Source organism: Achromobacter arsenitoxydans SY8, from assembly GCF_000236785.1.
GTDB classification, from domain to species: Bacteria; Pseudomonadota; Gammaproteobacteria; order Burkholderiales; family Burkholderiaceae_B; genus Achromobacter; species Achromobacter arsenitoxydans.
The window spans coordinates 16,194-32,517 of record NZ_AGUF01000065.1 but is presented as its reverse complement, the minus strand read 5'-3'; the positions used below and the strand labels follow the sequence as shown (position 1 = coordinate 32,517).

Here is a 16,324-nt window from a genome sequence, read left to right as displayed (position 1 = left end):
TCCGCCGCACCCGCCCCGTCCCCATGGAACTGCGCCAACTCCGCTATTTCGTCCGCGTCGCCGAACTTGGCAGCATCGGCCGCGCCGCCCGCGACCTGGGCGTGGTCGCGTCGGCGCTCAGCCAGCAGATCAGCCGGCTGGAAAGCGAGCTGGCGACCCGGCTGCTCACGCGCAGCCCCACCGGCGTGGCGCCCACGCCCGCGGGCGCGGCCTTCCTGCGCCAGGCGCAACTGACGCTGCGGCACGCGGAACACGCCGTGGCGGCCGCGCGCGAAGCCCGCCTGGCGGGAACGGTGAGCGTAGGCTTCGCGCCCACCACGGCCTCGCTCCTGGCGCGCCCCTTGTACGCCGCCATGACCGAGCGCTATCCCAATGTGCGCCTGCACCTGGTCGAAGGACTGTCCGGCAACCTGGGCGAACTGCTCAACGCCCGGCGCCTGGACCTGGCGGTGCTGTTCCAGAACGACACCGCGCAGGGCCGCAGCGTCGTCCCCGTGCTGGACGAAAGGCTGTTCCTGCTGGCGCCGCGCGGCATGCTGCCCCTGCCCGATGGCGAGCCCGCCCGCATGGAGCAGCTGGCCGGCTTGCCGTTGGCCGTCACCAGCAAGGCGCATGGCCTGCGCGCCTGGGTCGAAGCGGCCTTCGAGCGCGCGGGCATCGAACCCTGGATCGGCGTCGAAGTGGACGGCCTGACGACGCTGATGGATTTGGTGCAGGCCCATCCCATCGCCACGATCCAGCCCGGGGCCGCCGTGGCCCGCGTCGAATCCGGTGTGCTGAACATGCACCCCATCGACGACCCCTTTCTTTTCCGCCGCAACCAGATCTACTGCATCAGCGACGACGAACTGTCGCCGGCCGCCCTGGCCGCCCGAGTGGTGCTGCTGGACGCGATGCGCGCGCTGGTCCGCCATGGCGGGTGGCCGGGCGCAACCCTTCTCGATTCGTGATGCCCCCATGCCCCCGGCATGCCTAGCCGGGCGCTTTATCTGCAGATAAATTGACCTGCATCAAGCCATTGCATGGTGCGATGGCGAGCGACCTTCACGAATTCCGATGACAACTCCTACCCCACGCCCAGGACGCCTGGGCATTTCCTCCATGCGTGCGCACTGCTCGGACGCGGAATGGCAGGCCCGCGTCGACCTTGCCGCCTGTTATCGGCTGGTCGAGCTCTACGGCATGGCCGACATGATGGCCAACCACATTTCCGCCCGCGTGCCCGGCGAGGACAACGCCTTTCTCATCAACCCCTACGGGATGATGTACGAGGAAATCACCGCCTCCAGCCTCATCAAGGTCGACGTGGACGGCACCATCCTGTCCAAGCCCGATTTCGGCGACCTGGACTACGGCATCAACAAGGCCGGCTACGTGATCCACAGCGCAGTGCATGCGCACCGGCACGAGGTGGATTGCGTCATCCACACGCACAGCTGGGCATCAATGGCCGTGTCGTCCCTGGAGTGCGGCCTGCTGCCGATCACGCAGACGGCGATGCGCTTCCTGAAGATCGGCTACCACGACTATCAGGGCGTGGTGCTGGGCACGGAAGAACAGGCATCGCTGCTGGAGGACCTGGGCGACGGCGAAGCGCTCATCCTGCGCAACCACGGCGCGCTGACCGTGGGCCGCACCGTGGGCGAGGCCTTCAACTGGATGCACCGACTGGAACTGGCCTGCCGCTCGCAGCTGGCCGCCATGGCGACGGGCGCGCCGCTGCAGGCCGTGCCCCGGCCCGTGCTGGAAGCCACCTGGAACAACTACCAGCCCGGCACGCGCCGCCCCTACGGCGTGATGGAGTGGCCCGCCCTGCTGCGCAAGCTGGACCGGATCGACCCGGGCTATCGCGACTGAATTCCCGCTTTATCTGGCGCCGGCCGGCGTGGCGGCACGGCGCCCTCAATCACACGACAACGACCACGCGAGGAGACATCATGAATACTGCCCAAGCCTTGATCGCTTGCGCGGGGCTGGCGGCCGCCTGTATGGCCCCGGCCGCCGGCGCCGCGGATTATCCCGACCGGCCCGTCAAGGTCATCGTGGCCTTCTCGCCCGGCGGCACCACAGACACGCTCACCCGCAGCGTCACCAACACGCTGACGCAGAAGTTGGGCCAGCCCTTCGTCGTCGAGAACAAACCAGGCGCGGGCGGCAACATCGGCACCGAATACGTGGTGCGAGCGGCGCCCGATGGTCATACGCTGATCGTCAACTCCGTCGGCCCCATCGCCGTCAACCCGTCGCTGAACAAGCTGCCCTACAACCCGCTGACCGACCTGGTGCCGATGGTGCAGATCGCCACCGTACCCAACGTGCTGGTGGTGCCGCCGTCCTCGCCGGCCAAGGACATCCAGGGCTTCCTGAAATACGTGAAGACCGCTAGCCAGCTCAACTACAGCTCGACCGGCGTGGGCACCTCGTCCCACCTGTCCAGCTACATGCTGATGGACGAACTGAAGGTGAAGGCCACGCACATCCCGTACAAGGGCGCCGACGCCGTCAACGACCTGCTGGCTGGACGCATCGACTTCATGTTTGCGACCATCCCGTCGGTCATCGGGCATATCCGGTCCGGCAAGCTGCGTGCGCTGGCCGTCAGCACCTCGCAGCGGTCCGCCACCCTGCCCGACCTGCCCACCATCGCCGAATCCGGCTATCCGGGCTTCGACGCGGGGTCCTGGTTCGGCTTCTTCGGGCCCAAGGGCACGCCGCAGCAGGTCGTGGATCTGGTCAACCGCGAAGTGAACGCCAGCCTGCCCGCGCTGAACGAGCAGATGCTGCGCGAAGGCGCCGAGCCCGTGGGCGGCACGCCCGCGCAGTTCGCCTCGTTCATCAAGGGCGAGCATGACAAGTGGGCCGTGCTGGTCAAGAAGTTCGATCCGCAGGCCCATTAACGCGGCCGATCGGGGGCAGGCTCGCCGCGCCCCTAGGGAGGGTCTGAGTTGTTCAGACCTTCCCTAGCGCAAGTCCGAAGCGTCCAGCTTCCAGCCCAGCTCGAACTGCCAGGCGGCGGACGGATCGGCGTCGAATGCGGCGGCCGCCCCGGCGCGCAGCGCCGCCGCGGCAGCCGGCGTGCTGGCCTCGACGACGAACATCGGGGCCAGGACCCGGCCTTCCGTGGCCTCGCGCGGCAGCGGCGTACTCAACGCCGCGTCTGGAACCAGCAGGTAGGACTGGACAAAACCATCCGCCCCGGAAAGCTCGGCGCCCGCGTTGCGCGCCCGCGCGAGCGGCGCGCCGGCGCCATCCGCCGCCAGGGGCAGCACCACCAGTTGGCTGCCGCTGCCGAAACCGGTCACGGCTTCCACCGCGCACACGCGGCGCATCGGATCGCGCATGCGCCCCAGGTTGGTCACCGACCAGGCCGTCTGGCGCTCGAACGCCGCGCGATAGGCGGAACTGGTGAAGGCGTCCAACGAGCACGTGCGGTACAGGCCCAGGTGCTTGCGGCCGCCATCGCGCGACTGATAGCGCGCCCCCGACAGAAAGCCGGGAATGCGCACGCGCTCTTCGACGTGTTCGCGGTCGTACCAGCGATTGAAGTCGGCCTCGTCGGCGGCGTCCACGTCGGTCGCGACAAACAGCAGCCCGTGGGGCGCAAGCGGGGATTCGATATGCAGGCTCATAAGCGCAAGAGGAAGGTCCAGGTTGGCGGAAGCCATCATCTTCAGCCGCCTCGGGGCCCGGCACAAACAAATAATTCTTGCGCGCGGCAACAGAATTACTGAACGCCGCCCTGGGGAAGGTCTGAACCAGTCAGCGCGCCGAACCCATGCGGGGCGCCACCACGGCCGCCGTGAACTGATCCGAGGCGCGGCTGGCCAGTTCGGCGACCAGCCGGATGGCGTCCGATCCGCCGCTTTCCAGGTAGCTGACCACCAGCAGTTGCGGCGGCACGGGCATGTCGGTGCGGATCACCTGGAGCTCGCCGCGCGCGACGTATTCATAGATGGGAGGCAGCGGCACCAGCGCACGCCCGAAGCCGCTGCGCACCAGCCGCGCCAGCGCCGAGATCGAGCTGACGAAATGCACCTTGCCTTGCGGCATGCCGACTTCGCGGTACAGCGCCTTGAGCGCTTCGTGCGGCTGCGAACCCGGGCTCATGGTCAGCACGGGTTCGCTCAGCAGCTGGTGCGCGGTCAATGATTCTTCGCCTCCCGGCGGCCCCACCCAGCCCATCTCCATGGGCAGGCAGGGCATGCTGATGATGCCGGTGTCGTTCAGCAGATCGGTCTGCAGGGCGATGTCCAGCGTACCTTCGCGCAGCCCGCGATGCAGCGCGCGCGTGGTCTCGGACGTCAACTGCACCTCGATGCCCGGATAGGTGGAGCGCAGGTTCGTCAGGAAGCCGATCAGCCAGGTGTGCACCACGGTTTCGATGGCGCCGATGCGCACCAGCCCGGCGACCTCGTCGCCGCGCTTGCCCAGCGACAGGATCTGCTGGCGGATTTCCAGCAGGCGTTCGCCATAGTCCAGCAGGCGCGTGCCGACGGCGGTGAGTTTCAGTTCCTTGGCGTCGCGTTCGAACAAGCGGGCGCCGATGTCTTCTTCAAGCGAAGCGATGCGGTTGGCCACGGCCGCCTGGGTGATGTGCAGGCGGTCGCTGGCCGCCCGGAAACTGCCCAGGCGGGCCGACCACAGGAAGGCTTCTACAAAGCGCGTGTTCATGGTCCAGATGCTACCGCCATCGCGGGCGCCGCGGCGTTGCCGGTCGGCGTCCCCCTTATGTGGTGCGCCATGCACCAATTTGGATCATGGCCAGCACCAGGCTGACGCCCCGGCGCGCCGCGCCACAGGGAAACCCTTGCCGGACAAAAGCTGGCACGGGTCTTGCTTGATGGACTGGTATGCAAGCTTGTCTACAAGCACCCACCTTCCAGCAGACCAGGAGCCACGAATGATCAACCGCAATGCGTCCTACGCCTTCAATGCCACCCGCCGCCGGCTGATCCAGGGCGCCGCCATGGGCGCCGCGACGCTGGCCGCGCCGGCGCTGGTGCGCGCGCAATCCGGCCCGGTCATCCGCATCGGCTTCTGGCCTGTCGCGGCCGGCCTGCCGTTTTACGCCGCCATCGAAAAGGGCTACTTCAAGGAAGCCGGCCTGAACGTCGAGCCGCTGAAGTTCGCCGGCGCGCAGCAGGTCATGGAAGCCATGCTGGCCGGCCGCGCCGACGGCAGCGCCAACGGCACGGGCTCGGCCAACCTGGCCATCGGCGAAATCGCCTCGCCCGGCCTGTTCAAGATTTTTGCGTCCAACCCCAGCAACGCCAAGAACGTGCTGGACGAGTTCATCGTCGCGAAAGACAGTCCCATCAAATCCATTGCAGACCTCAAGGGGAAAAAGGTCGGATCTGGACCCGGCATCCAGAATTCCACGCTGGCCAAAGCAGTACTGGAGCGCGCCGGCGCAACCGGGGCAACCGTGGTCGAGTTGGCGATCAGCCAGCACGTCGCCGCGGTTGCCGCCGGCCAGTTGGATGCGTGCTACACGCTGGAACCCACGGGCACGGTGGGCCGCCTGAACGGCACGACCCGCGTTCTGGAAACCGGCGTCATCGCCAAGTACGTCCTGGGCGATCCCATGGCGCCGTGGTTCGGCGGATCGGCCTCGCTGACCACCGCCTTCCTGAAAAAGCATCCCGAGGAAAGCAAGAAATTCATCGCCGCGTACGCGCGCGGCATCGAACTGATCCGCACCAAGCCCGAAGAGGCGCGCCCCTTCATGAAGGGCTACACCGCCATCGAAGGGCCGATGACCGAGGAAGTGCCCCTGGCCGCCTACACGCTGCACAACGAGTTCACGCCCAGCGACATCCAGTACTTCCAGAAATTCTTCGACCTCTTCACTGAAAAGGGCATCTTCGCGCAGAAGGTCGATGTGTCGACCATGCTCTACAAAGGCTGAACCATGAGCGCAACCACGGCAAACGGCGCAGCCAGCGCCCCCGTCTCCAAGCCGCCGCGCAAGTTCGACGCCTCGCGCCTCCTGCCCCTGATCGGGCCGCTGGCCCTGTTCGTGGTGTGGGACCTGGTGGTGCGCCTGAACCTCGTCAGCCCCGTGCTGCTGCCCACGCCCAGCGCCACCATCGTGGCCCTGGTCAAGGGCATGGCGGGCGGGCCGCTGCTGGGCGACTTCCTGTCATCGCTGAACCGCACCCTGCAGGCCTTCCTGATCGCGGGCGTGATCGGCGTGCCGCTGGGCGTGCTGCTGGGCAGCAATGAAAAGGCCTACCGCAGCGTCGAGTTCCTGGTCGACTTCTTCCGGTCCACGCCCTCTTCCGCGCTGATACCGCTGTTCCTGATGATCTTCGGCGTGACGGACATGAACAAGATCGCCATCGCGGCCTTCGCGGCCGTCCTGGTGATCCTGTTCAACAGCGCCTACGGCGTGATCAATGCGCGCAAGCAGCGCGTGATGGCGGCGCGCGTCATGGGCGCCTCGCGCTGGCAGATCTTCAAGGACGTCCTGATCTGGGAAAGCCTGCAGCCCACGTTCGTGGGGCTGCGCAGCGGGGTGTCGATGGCGCTGGTCATCGTGATCGTCGCCGAAATGTTCATCGGGTCGGACAGCGGCCTGGGCAATCGCATCATCAATGCGCAGCAGGTGCTGAACGTGCGCGAGATGTACGCCTCCATCCTGGCGGCCGGCGCGCTCGGCTACGTGCTGAACATACTTTTTCTCGTGCTGGAAAAGCGCGTGGTCCATTGGAGCGGCCGTTAAATGTCCACCGTCATCAATCCCGTCATTGCGCCCGGCCCGGCCACGGCCCCCTTCCAGCCCGGCCCGCTAGGCACCCACATCACGATCCGCGGCCTGACCAAGTATTTTGCGGGCTGGCCGCTGTATGAAGACTTCAACCTGGACATTCCCAAGGGCAAGATCGTCTCGGTCTTCGGCCCCAACGGCTGCGGCAAGTCCACGCTGATCAACATGATCGCAGGCTTGATCCCCATCGACTCCGGCGAAATCCTCTTCGACGGCAAATCGCTGGCCCAGACCAAGATCGGCTACGTCTTCCAGAACTACCGCGAAGCCATGTTCCCGTGGCTGCGCACCATCGACAACATCGCCTACCCGCTGCGCCTGGAAGGCCGCAGCAAGGCCGAGGTGGATGCGCGCGTAGAGGAGCTGGTCGCCTCGTTCGACGTCAAGTTCGACCTCAAGCGCTATCCCTACGAGCTTTCCGGCGGCCAGCAGCAGACGGCGTCCATCATGCGCGCGCTGGCTCCCGGGCCCGAAGTGCTGTTCCTGGACGAGCCGTTTTCGGCGCTGGACTTCGAGATGACGCTGTTCATCCGCGAAAAGCTGCAGGAAGTGTTCATGCAGACCGGCACCACGATGCTGCTGGTGTCGCATGACCTGGAAGAGGCCGTGTACCTGGCGGACCAGGTGCTGCTGCTGACCAAGCGCCCCACCCGCGTCGCGGAAATCCTCGACTACGGCGACGCGCGCCCCCGCACCGTCGAAACGCTGTCCGAACCCAGCTTCATCCAGATGAAGAAACTGAGCCTGGAAATCTTCCAGCGCGAAGTGCGCAAGTAATCCATCGCTTTCACCGGGAGAATCCGCCATGACCCAGGAAACCATCGACCAATACGTGCGCAGCGCGCTGGCGCTGTCGGGGTACGCCCTGCGCGAGTCCACCACTGAACAGGTGGTGCAGCAGTTCTCCCGCATCCACGACATCGCGGCCGGCTTCGCGGACGAACCGCTGCCCGTGGAACTGGAATCCGCTTCGGTGTTCCGTCCGTGAGCGGCCCCGCCCACGACATCGCCCGCCAGGTCCGCAGCGGCGAACGCAGCGCCGCCGCGGTGCTGGACGCCACGCTGGCCCGGGTGCGCGAGCGCGATCCCCGCTACAACTGCTTCACCGCCATCACGGAAAGCCGGGCCCGGCAGGAGGCGGCCGCCATTGATGCCCGCCGCGCCCGCGGCGAAACGCTGCCGCCCCTGGCTGGCGTGCCTTACGCGGTGAAGAACCTGTTCGACATCGCCGACGAAGTCACGCTGGCGGGCGGGCGCGTCAACGCGTCCAACCCGCCCGCGCGGCGCGACTCGGCGCTGGTCGAGCGCATGCGCGACGCCGGTGCGGTGCTGGTCGGCGCGCTCAACATGGATGAGCACGCCTACGGCTTCACTACCGAAAACACGCACTACGGCGCGTGCCGCAATCCCCACGACACGTCCCGCATCGCGGGCGGCTCGTCGGGCGGCAGCGCCGCCGCCGTCGCCGGGGGACTGGTGCCGCTGACGCTGGGGTCGGACACCAACGGTTCGATCCGCGTGCCCGCCTCGCTGTGCGGCGTATTCGGCCTGAAGCCCACCTTCGGGCGCCTGCCGCGCACGGGGTCGTTTCCCTTTGTCGGCAGCCTGGACCACCTGGGGCCCTTTGCGGCCAGCGTCAGCGACCTGGCCGCGGCCTACGACGCGCTGCAGGGGCCCGACGCCGACGACGTCGCCTGCGCGCAGCACGAAGCCGCGCCCACGCTGCCAGACTTGGCGCAAGGCGCGGGCAATCTGCGCATCGGGGTGCTGGGCGGCTATTTTTCGGAATGGGCCAGCCCGCAGGCGCGCCGCGCCGTGCAGATCGCCGCGCGCGCCCTGAACGCCACCGCCGTCGTCGAACTGCCGGGCGCCGCGCAGGCGCGCGCGGCGGCCTTCATCATCACCGCGGCCGAAGGCGGCGCGCTGCATCGCCGCCGCCTCGTCACCCACTACGACTACTACGAGCCGCATTCGCGCGACCGCCTCGTGGCCGGCAGCCTTGTGCCCGCGGCATGGGTGCAGCAGGCGCAACGCATCCGCCATCGCGCCTATCTCGAGGCGCTGGACCTGTTCAAGCAGTTCGACGTGCTGATCGCCCCGGCCACGCCCGTTTCCGCCACGCCGATCGGCGCCGACTGGCTGACGCTGGGCGGCAAGGAGTTGCCCGCGCGCGCCAGCATGGGGCTGCTGACGCAACCGATCTCGGCCATCGGCCTGCCGGTCGTCACGGCGCCCACCTGGCCCGGGCTGGAACAGGACGGCCACCTGCCGCTGGGCGTGCAACTGATCGGCGCGCCCTGGCGCGAAGCCGACTGCCTGCGCGTCGCCCACGCGCTGGAGCAGGCCGGCGCGGCGCAATCACGGCCGATCTGAACCGCAACGCATCCTACGCACCGCAACGTCAAAAGGTCTCGCCATGGAATCCGCTTTCGCCGCCATCGACATGCCGCGCACGCTGGCCGACTCCGCGTACAGTTCGCTCAAGCGCGACATCCTGGATTTCCGGCTGGCGCCGGGCGACCGCTTCACCGAGACCGAGATCGCCGAGCGCCTGCAGGTCAGCCGCACGCCCGTGCGCGAAGCCCTCTTCCGACTGGAACGCGAAGGCTACCTGGAAGTCCGCCAACGCAATGGCTGGCTGGTCAGGCCGCTGGACTTCAACACGCTAGACCACTTCTATGAACTGCGCAGCGTGCTGGAGGCGGCGGCGGTGCACGCCCTGTGCGCGCCCGGCCAGGGCCCCGATCCGATGCATGCCCTGCAGCCGCTGGCGGACATCTGGCTGGTGGACGCCAGCGAACGCTCCACCGATTGCGAGTGGCTGGCCGACCTGGACGAACGCTTTCACATCGAACTGGTGGCGGCCGCGGGAAACCCCGAAATTGCGCGCGTGCATCGCGCGGCGACCGAGCGGATCCGCATCGTGCGCCGGCTCGATTTCACGCAGCCCGACCGCATCGACAGCACCTATGACGAACACGGCGCCATCCTGTCCGCCATTCTCGCGCGCGACGGCGCCGGCGCGGCCCGGCTGCTGCAGGCCCATATCCAGGACAGCCAGGACGCCGTGCGCAAGATCACGCTGCACCGCCTGTACTCCACGCGCCGCGCCAAGGCCGCCTGAGGGCGGCGGCGCGGGTATTGCGGCAAGTGTCGCGGCAGGTATTGCCGCTTCAGCCGGCGCGCAGCCAGCGGTGCAGCACGCGCGTGATGACCGGAATGCAGACAAACACCATGATGGGCGTAAGGATCACGCTGGTGATCAGCACGCGCCAGAAGACCGGCAGGATGCTCAGGTGCTCATTGACCAGGATGGAGAACACCAGCAGTACCGGAAAATAGGCCAGCCAGATGCTGACAGCCTGCTTCCAGCGCGGCGGCGTACTGGCCTTGGGCGTGGCAAACCACTCCTGCGTGCCGCTGACGCGGTGCTCGCGGCTGGCGCGCACCAGGCTCGCGCCGCGTTCCAGCCACATGCGGCGCGGCAGGGATTTCTCCCAGCGATTGAGGCTGGCCTCATCGGTAAAGCGCAGCACGATCTGGTATTCGTCGCCGCCCTCGGGCGGCTGCAGCACGCCAGACCCCAGGAACCCGGGGAAGCCCGCAGCCAGGATTTCGCCCTGGCGCATCCAGGACAGAAAATCGCTATAGCGCTCGGGCGCAATGTGCCGCGTCACCAGCATGGTGACCGGGGCGGAAACAGCGGAACTGGACATGGCGAAACTCCTGGGGCAGCGTGCAGCGTGTTATGCAGTGTTTACCCTAGCAAGGCGCGTGCCAGCCTTGCAGCGCAGCATTTGCCCCCTGCGACGGGGATTCATGGCGGCAGCCGCCGGTTTTTTCGCACCGCAACACACACCATATTGGTGATTACCCCTAGTTAACGCACCGTATTGGTGCATTCCGGAGAGATGGATGGAAATCAACCTGCCTGACGTCGTGGCCGAAGTGACGGCCGCTTTCGAACGCTACGAGACCGCCCTGGTGTCGAACGACGTGGAGGTCCTGGACACCCTGTTCTGGAACAGCCCGCACACGCTGCGCTACGGCGCCAGCGAAAACCTGTACGGCTACGACGCGATACGCGAATTCCGCGCCGGACGTTCCCCGCAAGGCCTGGCGCGCCGCGTCCTGCGCACCGCCATCACCACCTACGGGACGGACTTCGCCACCACCAACATCGAGTTCCAGCGCGACGGCAGCGACCGCATCGGCCGCCAGAGCCAGACCTGGATGCGCACGCCGCAAGGCTGGCGTGTGGTGTCCGCGCATGTAAGCCTGATGACGTGAGCTTGATGACGTGAGTCTGATGACATGAGCCTGTCATCGGCCCGCGCCACACTGGCGGCCGCGCGGAGCCATAACGATATGCGCAATCGGCATTGAGCACGCCGATGAGCAGGTCTACACTGGCTGTTCCCATTCTCCTGATGGAGCACATGCACATGAGCACATACAAGATTGCGGTTTTCGTCGGAAGCCTGCGCGCCGCCTCGATCAATCTGCGCCTGGCCCGTGCGCTTGAAAAGCTGGTTCCGGCCGACTTCAAATTCGAGTATGTGAGCCTGGGCGACATCCCGCTCTACAACCAGGACAACGAGAACAACCTGCCCGCTCCCGCCGCCAAGCTCAAGCAGCAGATCGCCGATGCGCAGGGCATCCTGTTCGTGTCTCCAGAACACAACCGCTCATTGCCCGCCGCCATCAAGAACGCCATCGACTGGGGCTCGCGTCCGTGGGGCCAGAACTCGTGGCCCGGCAAGGCTGTCGGCATCGTGGGCGCATCGCCCAGCGCCGCGGGCACGGCAATGATGCAGCAGCACCTGCGCAACATCCTCGCCGCCGAAGGCGCCAATGCCCTGACCACGCCGGAAGTCTTCCTGCAGTACACCGAAGGCCTGGTCGACGACCAGTTCACCATCACCAACGAAGGCACCCGCAAGTTCCTGCAAGGCTGGATCGACCGCTACGTGGACTGGATCAAGAAATTGAATGCCTGATTGCCGCCGACGCCGGCCGGGTCCGCCCGGGCCGGCGCCGATCGCCCGCTCTACCTCCGGGCGATCAAGCCCCCCGATGCGTCGGGGGGCTTTTTTTTTGCTGCACGATGACGCGCACTTATCCCCTTCAACTGTGGAGAACGCTGAGGACAGCCTTGGGGCAGGTGCAAAATCCCCTGCCCCGCCAAGCACTTGCAAGCTGCGGTCAAAAATTGCGCAATCATCCTTTTGGATGATTTTTGCCTCGGTTATCCCCATGCAAAGGGCTGAATCGCCGGTCCGGCGGGCAAGGCCGCGAGCCTGTGTGGATTTGTCCCCGCGTTCTGTGGAAAAACATGAGGACAGCATGAGGGCAGGTCTGGATTCCCCTTGCATATCAATGCCCTGCAAGGGCTGATCAAGAAAGGCCCAAACGGTGTTCCGGGGGCTGCGGGTTGTCCCCGTCAAATGTGGATAAGCCTGAGGACAGCATGAGGGCAGTCCTCAAAAAACCTTACAGGCCAAGGACTTGGAAGGCGCGGGCAAGAAACGATCAGCCCTGCGCCTGAACCGCAGGGCTGGAGCCAACGTCCGGCCGTTGGGGAAAAGGACGCAGGCTTGTCCCCATGGAATGTGGACAAGCCTCTGAACAGTGGCACAACAAGTCGAGAAACCCCTTACGCGTCAAACACTTGGAAGGGGCGCTCAAGAAATGCCCAGGCTGTCGGCGTCAACCGTTCCCTTCGAGCCGCATGCCGATCTTCAAGCCGACCTGCCAGTACGCCACCTTGCCGTCCTTGATATGGCCACGCACCTCGGTGACCTCGAACCAGTCCAGGTTGCGCAAGGTCTCGGACGCGCGCTCGATGGCCTGGGAAATTGCATCGTCGGTGGACTTGGTGGAAGAGCCCACGAGTTCGATCTGCTTGTAGACATGATTCGACATAGCTCGTCTCCGCAAAGGGGGGTGAGTCGTGAATCGTCGGTGCGCTGGCCTTGTTCCGGCGCTTACGACCGGCAATCCATTCGAACACACAGGATACCCCCGCGGCGCTAGAGTGGTGTTACGAGTTCCGTCGCGCGGTCTCGGCTCGCGACGGAATCCGCTTTTGCAACGCGAAGCAAAGGAGGTAGTCATGCCTGAACGAAAAACCCTGGAACGCGCCGCGCGCGATAAGCGACAGGGAAAATCCGCATCCACCCAGGCCGGCGAATTCGTGCGCGAGGAAATCGACCATGTGCGCGAAGGCAAGCACGGCGTGCGATCCACCAAGCAAGCCATTGCGATCGGACTGTCGAAGGCGCGCCGCGCGGGCGTCAAGCTGGACGCCCCGAAGAAGGCCAGCGCGGCCACCAAACGCAAGGCCGAGCAGGACAGCAAGGCAGCGCACGATGGCCACGCAAAATCGGCCACCCGCGCCAAGGCCACCACCAAGGCGCTGAAGAAGGAAAGCGCCAAGCCGGTGTCGCACGCCGCCCTGTCACGCAACGCCAGCAAGACCGCCGGCAAGCGCACCGCTGCGGACCGTTCGGCCGCGGCGCGCAAGGCCGCCGCTACCAAAGGCGCCGCAGGCCGGTCGGCCGCCGCCAAGAAGGCTGCGCGCACGCGCGCGGCGAACAAGCGGGCCGCCAGCGGGCAGCAGCACGCCGCGCACTGATCCGGCGTGCCGGGGGGCGCGAAGCGCGGCGCCTATCCCGCCTCGAAGGTCCGGAAGCGCTCTTGCAGAAACTCTCGCAGGCGCCTGACGGCGGGCGACAACAGCATGCGATGGACACACAGCAGATACAGCGGCGACGGCTCGCTGGCGTAGTCGCCCAGCAACTCGATCAGCCGGCCCGCCCGCAGGTCCATCAGCACGTCGTAGCGCGATTTGTAGGCCACCCCGTGGCCGGCCAGCGCCCAGCGCCGTACCAGGTCTCCGTCGTCTCCCACGCGGTCGCCTTTGACCGGCACGGTGACGCTCGATCCGTCGCGCTCGAAGGTCCAGCGGTCGTGCAGCGTTTCGCCCAGCACGAAGGACAGGCAGTTGTGCCGGCGCAGGTCCGCGGGCGTTTGGGGCACCCCGTGGCGCGCCAGGTACGCGGGCGCCGCGCAGACCACGCGGCGGTTGTGCTCAGCCACCGGCAAGGCCACCAGGCCGGAATCGTTGGGCGTGCCGTAGCGCACGGCGATGTCGACGGGCTGCCGGTACAGATCGGCCAGGCGATCGCTGATGCGCAGCTGGAAGCTCACGCGCGGATGCTGCTGCTGGAAGTCGTCCAGCCAGGGCAGCAGCACGTTCCTGCCCAGGTCGGAAGGGATGGACACCGACAGGGTGCCGGCAATGCCGGTCTTGTCGCGCGCCATCGCGTTCTTGCCCGCCTCCAGCGCGGCGATGGCCGAACGCGCGTACTCCAGGTAGCGCTCGCCGTCGCCCGTCAGGCGCAGACTGCGCGTGGATCGGACGAACAGCCGTGTCTCGAGTTCAAGCTCCAGGCGCTTGAGCGCGGCGCTGGCCACCGCAGGCGTCAGGTCCAGCTCGCGCGCGGCCGCCGAAAAACTGCCCAGGTCCGTCGCCGCGACAAAGATGCGCAAGTCCTCGAATCGGACCATTCCCGCCTCATTTTCAAAAATTTATTGAAACTGACTGCGATGCTAGCCCGTTTTTCAGTGTCGCGGGCTGGGTAATGATGCAGTCATTCCCCCGACACGCATGGAGTCACCCATGAAAATCGAATTGAAGGACAAGAAGGCGCTGGTCACCGGATCCTCCGGCGGCATCGGACTGGCCATCGCCATCGGGCTGGCCGAAGCCGGCGCGCAAGTCGTGCTGCACGGCCGCAGCGCCGACAAGCTGGGCCGGGCGGCGCAAGTCTTGGCCGAGAAGGCGCCCGGCGCCCAGGTCAGCACGGTGCAGGCGGACGTGGCCACTGCGGACGGCGCGGCCGCGATCTGCGCCGCGCATCCGGACGTGGACATCCTGGTCAACAACGCCGGCACGTTCACGCCCAAGTCGTTCACGGAAATCACCGACGACGACTGGCAGGAAATGATGGACACCAACGTCATGAGCGGCATCCGCCTGTCGCGCTACTACCTGCCGCGGATGCTGGCCGCCAACTGGGGCAGGATCATCTTCATCTCCAGCGAATCCGGCGTGCAGATCCCGGCCGAAATGATCCACTACGGCGTCAGCAAGACAGCCCTGCTGGGCGTATCGCGCGGCTTGGCCGAGCTGACCGCCGGCACCGGCGTCACGGTCAACGCCGTGCTGCCGGGCCCTACCCGTTCCGAAGGCGTATCGGACTTCTTCGCGGAAATGGCCAAGGAACAGGGCGTCACGCAGGAGCAGATGGAACGCGACTTCGTCGCCCAGCACCGGCCCACTTCGCTGCTGCGCCGGCTGGCCACGGTCGAAGAAGTCGCCAACATGGTCGTCTACGCCTGCTCCACGCAAGCGTCCGCCACCAACGGCGCCGCGCTGCGCGTGGATGGCGGCGTCGTCCGCTCCATCATCTGATCTCCTGTCATTTCCTTACATCGTCCCGAGCCCATTCCATGAAAGCCATCGCGTACTACAAGAACCTTCCCGCCAGCAACGCCGAAGCGCTGCTGGACATCACCGCCGCGGAACCCGCGCCTGGCGACCACGATCTGCTGGTGGACGTGCACGCCATCTCGGTCAATCCGGTCGACGTCAAAATCCGCGCCAACCGCAAAGCCAAGGACGGCCAGCCCGAGATCATCGGCTGGGACGCCGCCGGCATCGTGCGCGCCGTCGGCGCCAAAGCCAGCCTGTTCAAGCCGGGCGACCGCGTCTGGTATGCCGGCGCCATCAACCGCCCCGGCGCCAACAGCGAACGCCACCTCGTGGACGAGCGCATCGTCGGCCACATGCCCAAGAGCCTGGACTTCGCGCAGGCCGCCGCCCTGCCGCTCACCACCATCACCGCCTGGGAACTGCTGTTCGACCGCCTGCAGGTGCTGGACAACGCCGCCCCCAGCCAACGCAGCCTGCTGGTCATCGGCGCAGCCGGCGGCGTGGGCTCTATCCTGGTGCAGCTTGCCCGCCAGCTCACCGGATTGACCGTGATCGGCACGGCCTCGCGCCCCGAAACCCAGGCCTGGGTGCGCGACCTGGGCGCGCACCACGTCATCGACCACAGCAAGCCGCTGGTCGAAGAACTGAAACGCATCGGCTTTAACGAGGTCAGCTACATCGCCGGCCTGAACCAGACCGACAAGCACTTCCCGCAAATGGCGGAAGCGATCGCGCCCCAGGGCAAGATCGCACTGATCGACGATCCCGTAGCCATCGACGTGCGGCTGCTCAAGGGCAAGTCGGCCTCGCTGCACTGGGAATTCATGTTCGCGCGTCCGCTGCACGGCACGCCCGACATGATTGCCCAGCACGAACTGCTGAACCAGGCCGCCCGCCTGATCGACGACGGCACGCTGCGCACCACGCTGGGAGAGCACTACGGCAAGATCAACGCCGAAAACCTGCGCCGCGCCCACGCCTTCATCGAAAGCGGCAAGGCGCGCGGGAAGATCGTGCTGGAGGGGTTCTAACAGAGGGGATGGCCTGCGGCGGCG

The 16,324-nt window shown here is 66.6% G+C and carries 19 protein-coding genes; 14 read left to right on the top strand and 5 right to left on the bottom strand.

Features of this window, described 5'->3' with window-relative positions:
• The first annotated feature begins 23 nt into the window (after positions 1-23).
• The 3 genes from KYC_RS20675 (at position 24) to KYC_RS20665 (ending at position 2,897) form a co-directional block, all read left to right on the top strand.
• Positions 24-950, top strand: a complete 927-nt coding sequence (locus KYC_RS20675; protein WP_008165986.1) for a LysR family transcriptional regulator — start codon at positions 24-26, stop codon at positions 948-950.
• A gap of 106 nt (positions 951-1,056) precedes the next feature.
• Entirely contained in the window at positions 1,057-1,857 is an 801-nt protein-coding gene (locus tag KYC_RS20670) for a class II aldolase/adducin family protein (protein ID WP_043519025.1), read from the top strand.
• A gap of 80 nt (positions 1,858-1,937) precedes the next feature.
• A complete protein-coding gene (locus tag KYC_RS20665) occupies positions 1,938-2,897 on the top strand; it encodes a Bug family tripartite tricarboxylate transporter substrate binding protein (protein ID WP_008165983.1) in 960 nt (319 codons plus the stop codon).
• A gap of 63 nt (positions 2,898-2,960) precedes the next feature.
• Here the strand turns inward: KYC_RS20665 and KYC_RS20660 are convergent, their stop codons facing one another.
• Together KYC_RS20660 and KYC_RS20655 are read right to left on the bottom strand one after the other, a co-directional pair.
• Positions 2,961-3,668 carry a DUF4286 family protein gene (locus tag KYC_RS20660; protein ID WP_008165982.1) on the bottom strand — a complete coding sequence of 236 codons (708 nt, stop codon included), beginning with the start codon at positions 3,666-3,668 and terminating at the stop codon, positions 2,961-2,963.
• A gap of 91 nt (positions 3,669-3,759) precedes the next feature.
• Positions 3,760-4,671 (bottom strand): LysR family transcriptional regulator, encoded by a 912-nt coding sequence (locus KYC_RS20655; protein WP_008165981.1) that lies wholly within the window; start codon positions 4,669-4,671, stop codon positions 3,760-3,762.
• A 229-nt stretch (positions 4,672-4,900) separates the two neighbouring features.
• Between KYC_RS20655 and KYC_RS20650 the strand changes: the two genes are divergently transcribed.
• From KYC_RS20650 to KYC_RS20625, 6 genes are read left to right on the top strand one after another with little or no spacing between them, the layout of a single operon-like run.
• Entirely contained in the window at positions 4,901-5,908 is a 1,008-nt protein-coding gene (locus KYC_RS20650; RefSeq protein ID WP_008165980.1) for an ABC transporter substrate-binding protein, read from the top strand.
• A gap of 3 nt (positions 5,909-5,911) precedes the next feature.
• The gene (locus KYC_RS20645) at positions 5,912-6,724 is read left to right on the top strand and encodes an ABC transporter permease (protein ID WP_008165979.1); all 813 of its coding nucleotides are present in this window, start codon (positions 5,912-5,914) and stop codon (positions 6,722-6,724) included.
• A complete protein-coding gene (locus KYC_RS20640) occupies positions 6,725-7,546 on the top strand; it encodes an ABC transporter ATP-binding protein (RefSeq protein WP_008165978.1) in 822 nt (273 codons plus the stop codon). It begins immediately after the preceding gene.
• 28 nt (positions 7,547-7,574) lie between these two features.
• On the top strand, positions 7,575-7,757 hold the full coding sequence (locus KYC_RS20635; protein ID WP_008165977.1) for a DUF4089 domain-containing protein: 183 nt from the start codon (positions 7,575-7,577) through the stop codon (positions 7,755-7,757).
• Complete coding sequence (locus tag KYC_RS20630; RefSeq protein WP_008165976.1) at positions 7,754-9,142, top strand: AtzE family amidohydrolase; 1,389 nt, start codon at positions 7,754-7,756, stop codon at positions 9,140-9,142. The genes KYC_RS20635 and KYC_RS20630 overlap by 4 nt, the downstream gene beginning before the upstream one ends.
• 43 nt (positions 9,143-9,185) lie before the next feature.
• The gene (locus KYC_RS20625; RefSeq protein ID WP_008165975.1) at positions 9,186-9,893 is read left to right on the top strand and encodes a GntR family transcriptional regulator; all 708 of its coding nucleotides are present in this window, start codon (positions 9,186-9,188) and stop codon (positions 9,891-9,893) included.
• Positions 9,894-9,942: 49 nt separating this feature from the next.
• On the opposite strand, the gene KYC_RS20620 is transcribed toward KYC_RS20625, so the two are convergent.
• Positions 9,943-10,485, bottom strand: coding sequence for an antibiotic biosynthesis monooxygenase (locus KYC_RS20620; RefSeq protein ID WP_008165973.1), 543 nt, complete (start codon positions 10,483-10,485; stop codon positions 9,943-9,945).
• A 199-nt stretch (positions 10,486-10,684) separates the two neighbouring features.
• Here KYC_RS20620 and hpxZ point away from each other — a divergent pair, with 199 nt between their 5' ends.
• Both hpxZ and KYC_RS20610 read left to right on the top strand, forming a co-directional pair.
• Complete coding sequence (hpxZ, locus tag KYC_RS20615) at positions 10,685-11,059, top strand: oxalurate catabolism protein HpxZ (protein WP_008165971.1); 375 nt, start codon at positions 10,685-10,687, stop codon at positions 11,057-11,059.
• Positions 11,060-11,214: 155 nt separating this feature from the next.
• Positions 11,215-11,769, top strand: a complete 555-nt coding sequence (locus KYC_RS20610; protein WP_008165969.1) for an NADPH-dependent FMN reductase — start codon at positions 11,215-11,217, stop codon at positions 11,767-11,769.
• Between the two features lie 709 nt (positions 11,770-12,478).
• On the opposite strand, the gene KYC_RS20605 is transcribed toward KYC_RS20610, so the two are convergent.
• On the bottom strand, positions 12,479-12,694 hold the full coding sequence (locus KYC_RS20605) for a dodecin (RefSeq protein WP_008165967.1): 216 nt from the start codon (positions 12,692-12,694) through the stop codon (positions 12,479-12,481).
• 190 nt (positions 12,695-12,884) lie between these two features.
• Between KYC_RS20605 and KYC_RS20600 the strand changes: the two genes are divergently transcribed.
• Entirely contained in the window at positions 12,885-13,406 is a 522-nt protein-coding gene (locus KYC_RS20600) for a DUF6496 domain-containing protein (RefSeq protein ID WP_008165965.1), read from the top strand.
• Between the two features lie 32 nt (positions 13,407-13,438).
• Here the strand turns inward: KYC_RS20600 and KYC_RS20595 are convergent, their stop codons facing one another.
• Positions 13,439-14,341, bottom strand: a complete 903-nt coding sequence (locus KYC_RS20595) for a LysR family transcriptional regulator (protein ID WP_008165963.1) — start codon at positions 14,339-14,341, stop codon at positions 13,439-13,441.
• Between the two features lie 112 nt (positions 14,342-14,453).
• Between KYC_RS20595 and KYC_RS20590 the strand changes: the two genes are divergently transcribed.
• Both KYC_RS20590 and KYC_RS20585 read left to right on the top strand, forming a co-directional pair.
• Entirely contained in the window at positions 14,454-15,248 is a 795-nt protein-coding gene (locus tag KYC_RS20590; protein ID WP_008165961.1) for an SDR family NAD(P)-dependent oxidoreductase, read from the top strand.
• Positions 15,249-15,286: 38 nt separating this feature from the next.
• Positions 15,287-16,300, top strand: a complete 1,014-nt coding sequence (locus KYC_RS20585; protein ID WP_008165959.1) for a zinc-binding alcohol dehydrogenase family protein — start codon at positions 15,287-15,289, stop codon at positions 16,298-16,300.
• Positions 16,301-16,324 lie beyond the last annotated feature (24 nt).

Coding starts and splice junctions, on each gene's coding strand:
- KYC_RS20675 (WP_008165986.1), top strand. CDS start 24: ATGGAACTGCGCCAACTCCGCTATTTCGTCCGCGTCGCCGAACTTGGC.
- KYC_RS20670 (WP_043519025.1), top strand. CDS start 1,057: ATGACAACTCCTACCCCACGCCCAGGACGCCTGGGCATTTCCTCCATG.
- KYC_RS20665 (WP_008165983.1), top strand. CDS start 1,938: ATGAATACTGCCCAAGCCTTGATCGCTTGCGCGGGGCTGGCGGCCGCC.
- KYC_RS20660 (WP_008165982.1), bottom strand. CDS start 3,668: ATGATGGCTTCCGCCAACCTGGACCTTCCTCTTGCGCTTATGAGCCTG.
- KYC_RS20655 (WP_008165981.1), bottom strand. CDS start 4,671: ATGAACACGCGCTTTGTAGAAGCCTTCCTGTGGTCGGCCCGCCTGGGC.
- KYC_RS20650 (WP_008165980.1), top strand. CDS start 4,901: ATGATCAACCGCAATGCGTCCTACGCCTTCAATGCCACCCGCCGCCGG.
- KYC_RS20645 (WP_008165979.1), top strand. CDS start 5,912: ATGAGCGCAACCACGGCAAACGGCGCAGCCAGCGCCCCCGTCTCCAAG.
- KYC_RS20640 (WP_008165978.1), top strand. CDS start 6,725: ATGTCCACCGTCATCAATCCCGTCATTGCGCCCGGCCCGGCCACGGCC.
- KYC_RS20635 (WP_008165977.1), top strand. CDS start 7,575: ATGACCCAGGAAACCATCGACCAATACGTGCGCAGCGCGCTGGCGCTG.
- KYC_RS20625 (WP_008165975.1), top strand. CDS start 9,186: ATGGAATCCGCTTTCGCCGCCATCGACATGCCGCGCACGCTGGCCGAC.
- KYC_RS20620 (WP_008165973.1), bottom strand. CDS start 10,485: ATGTCCAGTTCCGCTGTTTCCGCCCCGGTCACCATGCTGGTGACGCGG.
- hpxZ (WP_008165971.1), top strand. CDS start 10,685: ATGGAAATCAACCTGCCTGACGTCGTGGCCGAAGTGACGGCCGCTTTC.
- KYC_RS20610 (WP_008165969.1), top strand. CDS start 11,215: ATGAGCACATACAAGATTGCGGTTTTCGTCGGAAGCCTGCGCGCCGCC.
- KYC_RS20605 (WP_008165967.1), bottom strand. CDS start 12,694: ATGTCGAATCATGTCTACAAGCAGATCGAACTCGTGGGCTCTTCCACC.
- KYC_RS20600 (WP_008165965.1), top strand. CDS start 12,885: ATGCCTGAACGAAAAACCCTGGAACGCGCCGCGCGCGATAAGCGACAG.
- KYC_RS20595 (WP_008165963.1), bottom strand. CDS start 14,341: ATGGTCCGATTCGAGGACTTGCGCATCTTTGTCGCGGCGACGGACCTG.
- KYC_RS20590 (WP_008165961.1), top strand. CDS start 14,454: ATGAAAATCGAATTGAAGGACAAGAAGGCGCTGGTCACCGGATCCTCC.
- KYC_RS20585 (WP_008165959.1), top strand. CDS start 15,287: ATGAAAGCCATCGCGTACTACAAGAACCTTCCCGCCAGCAACGCCGAA.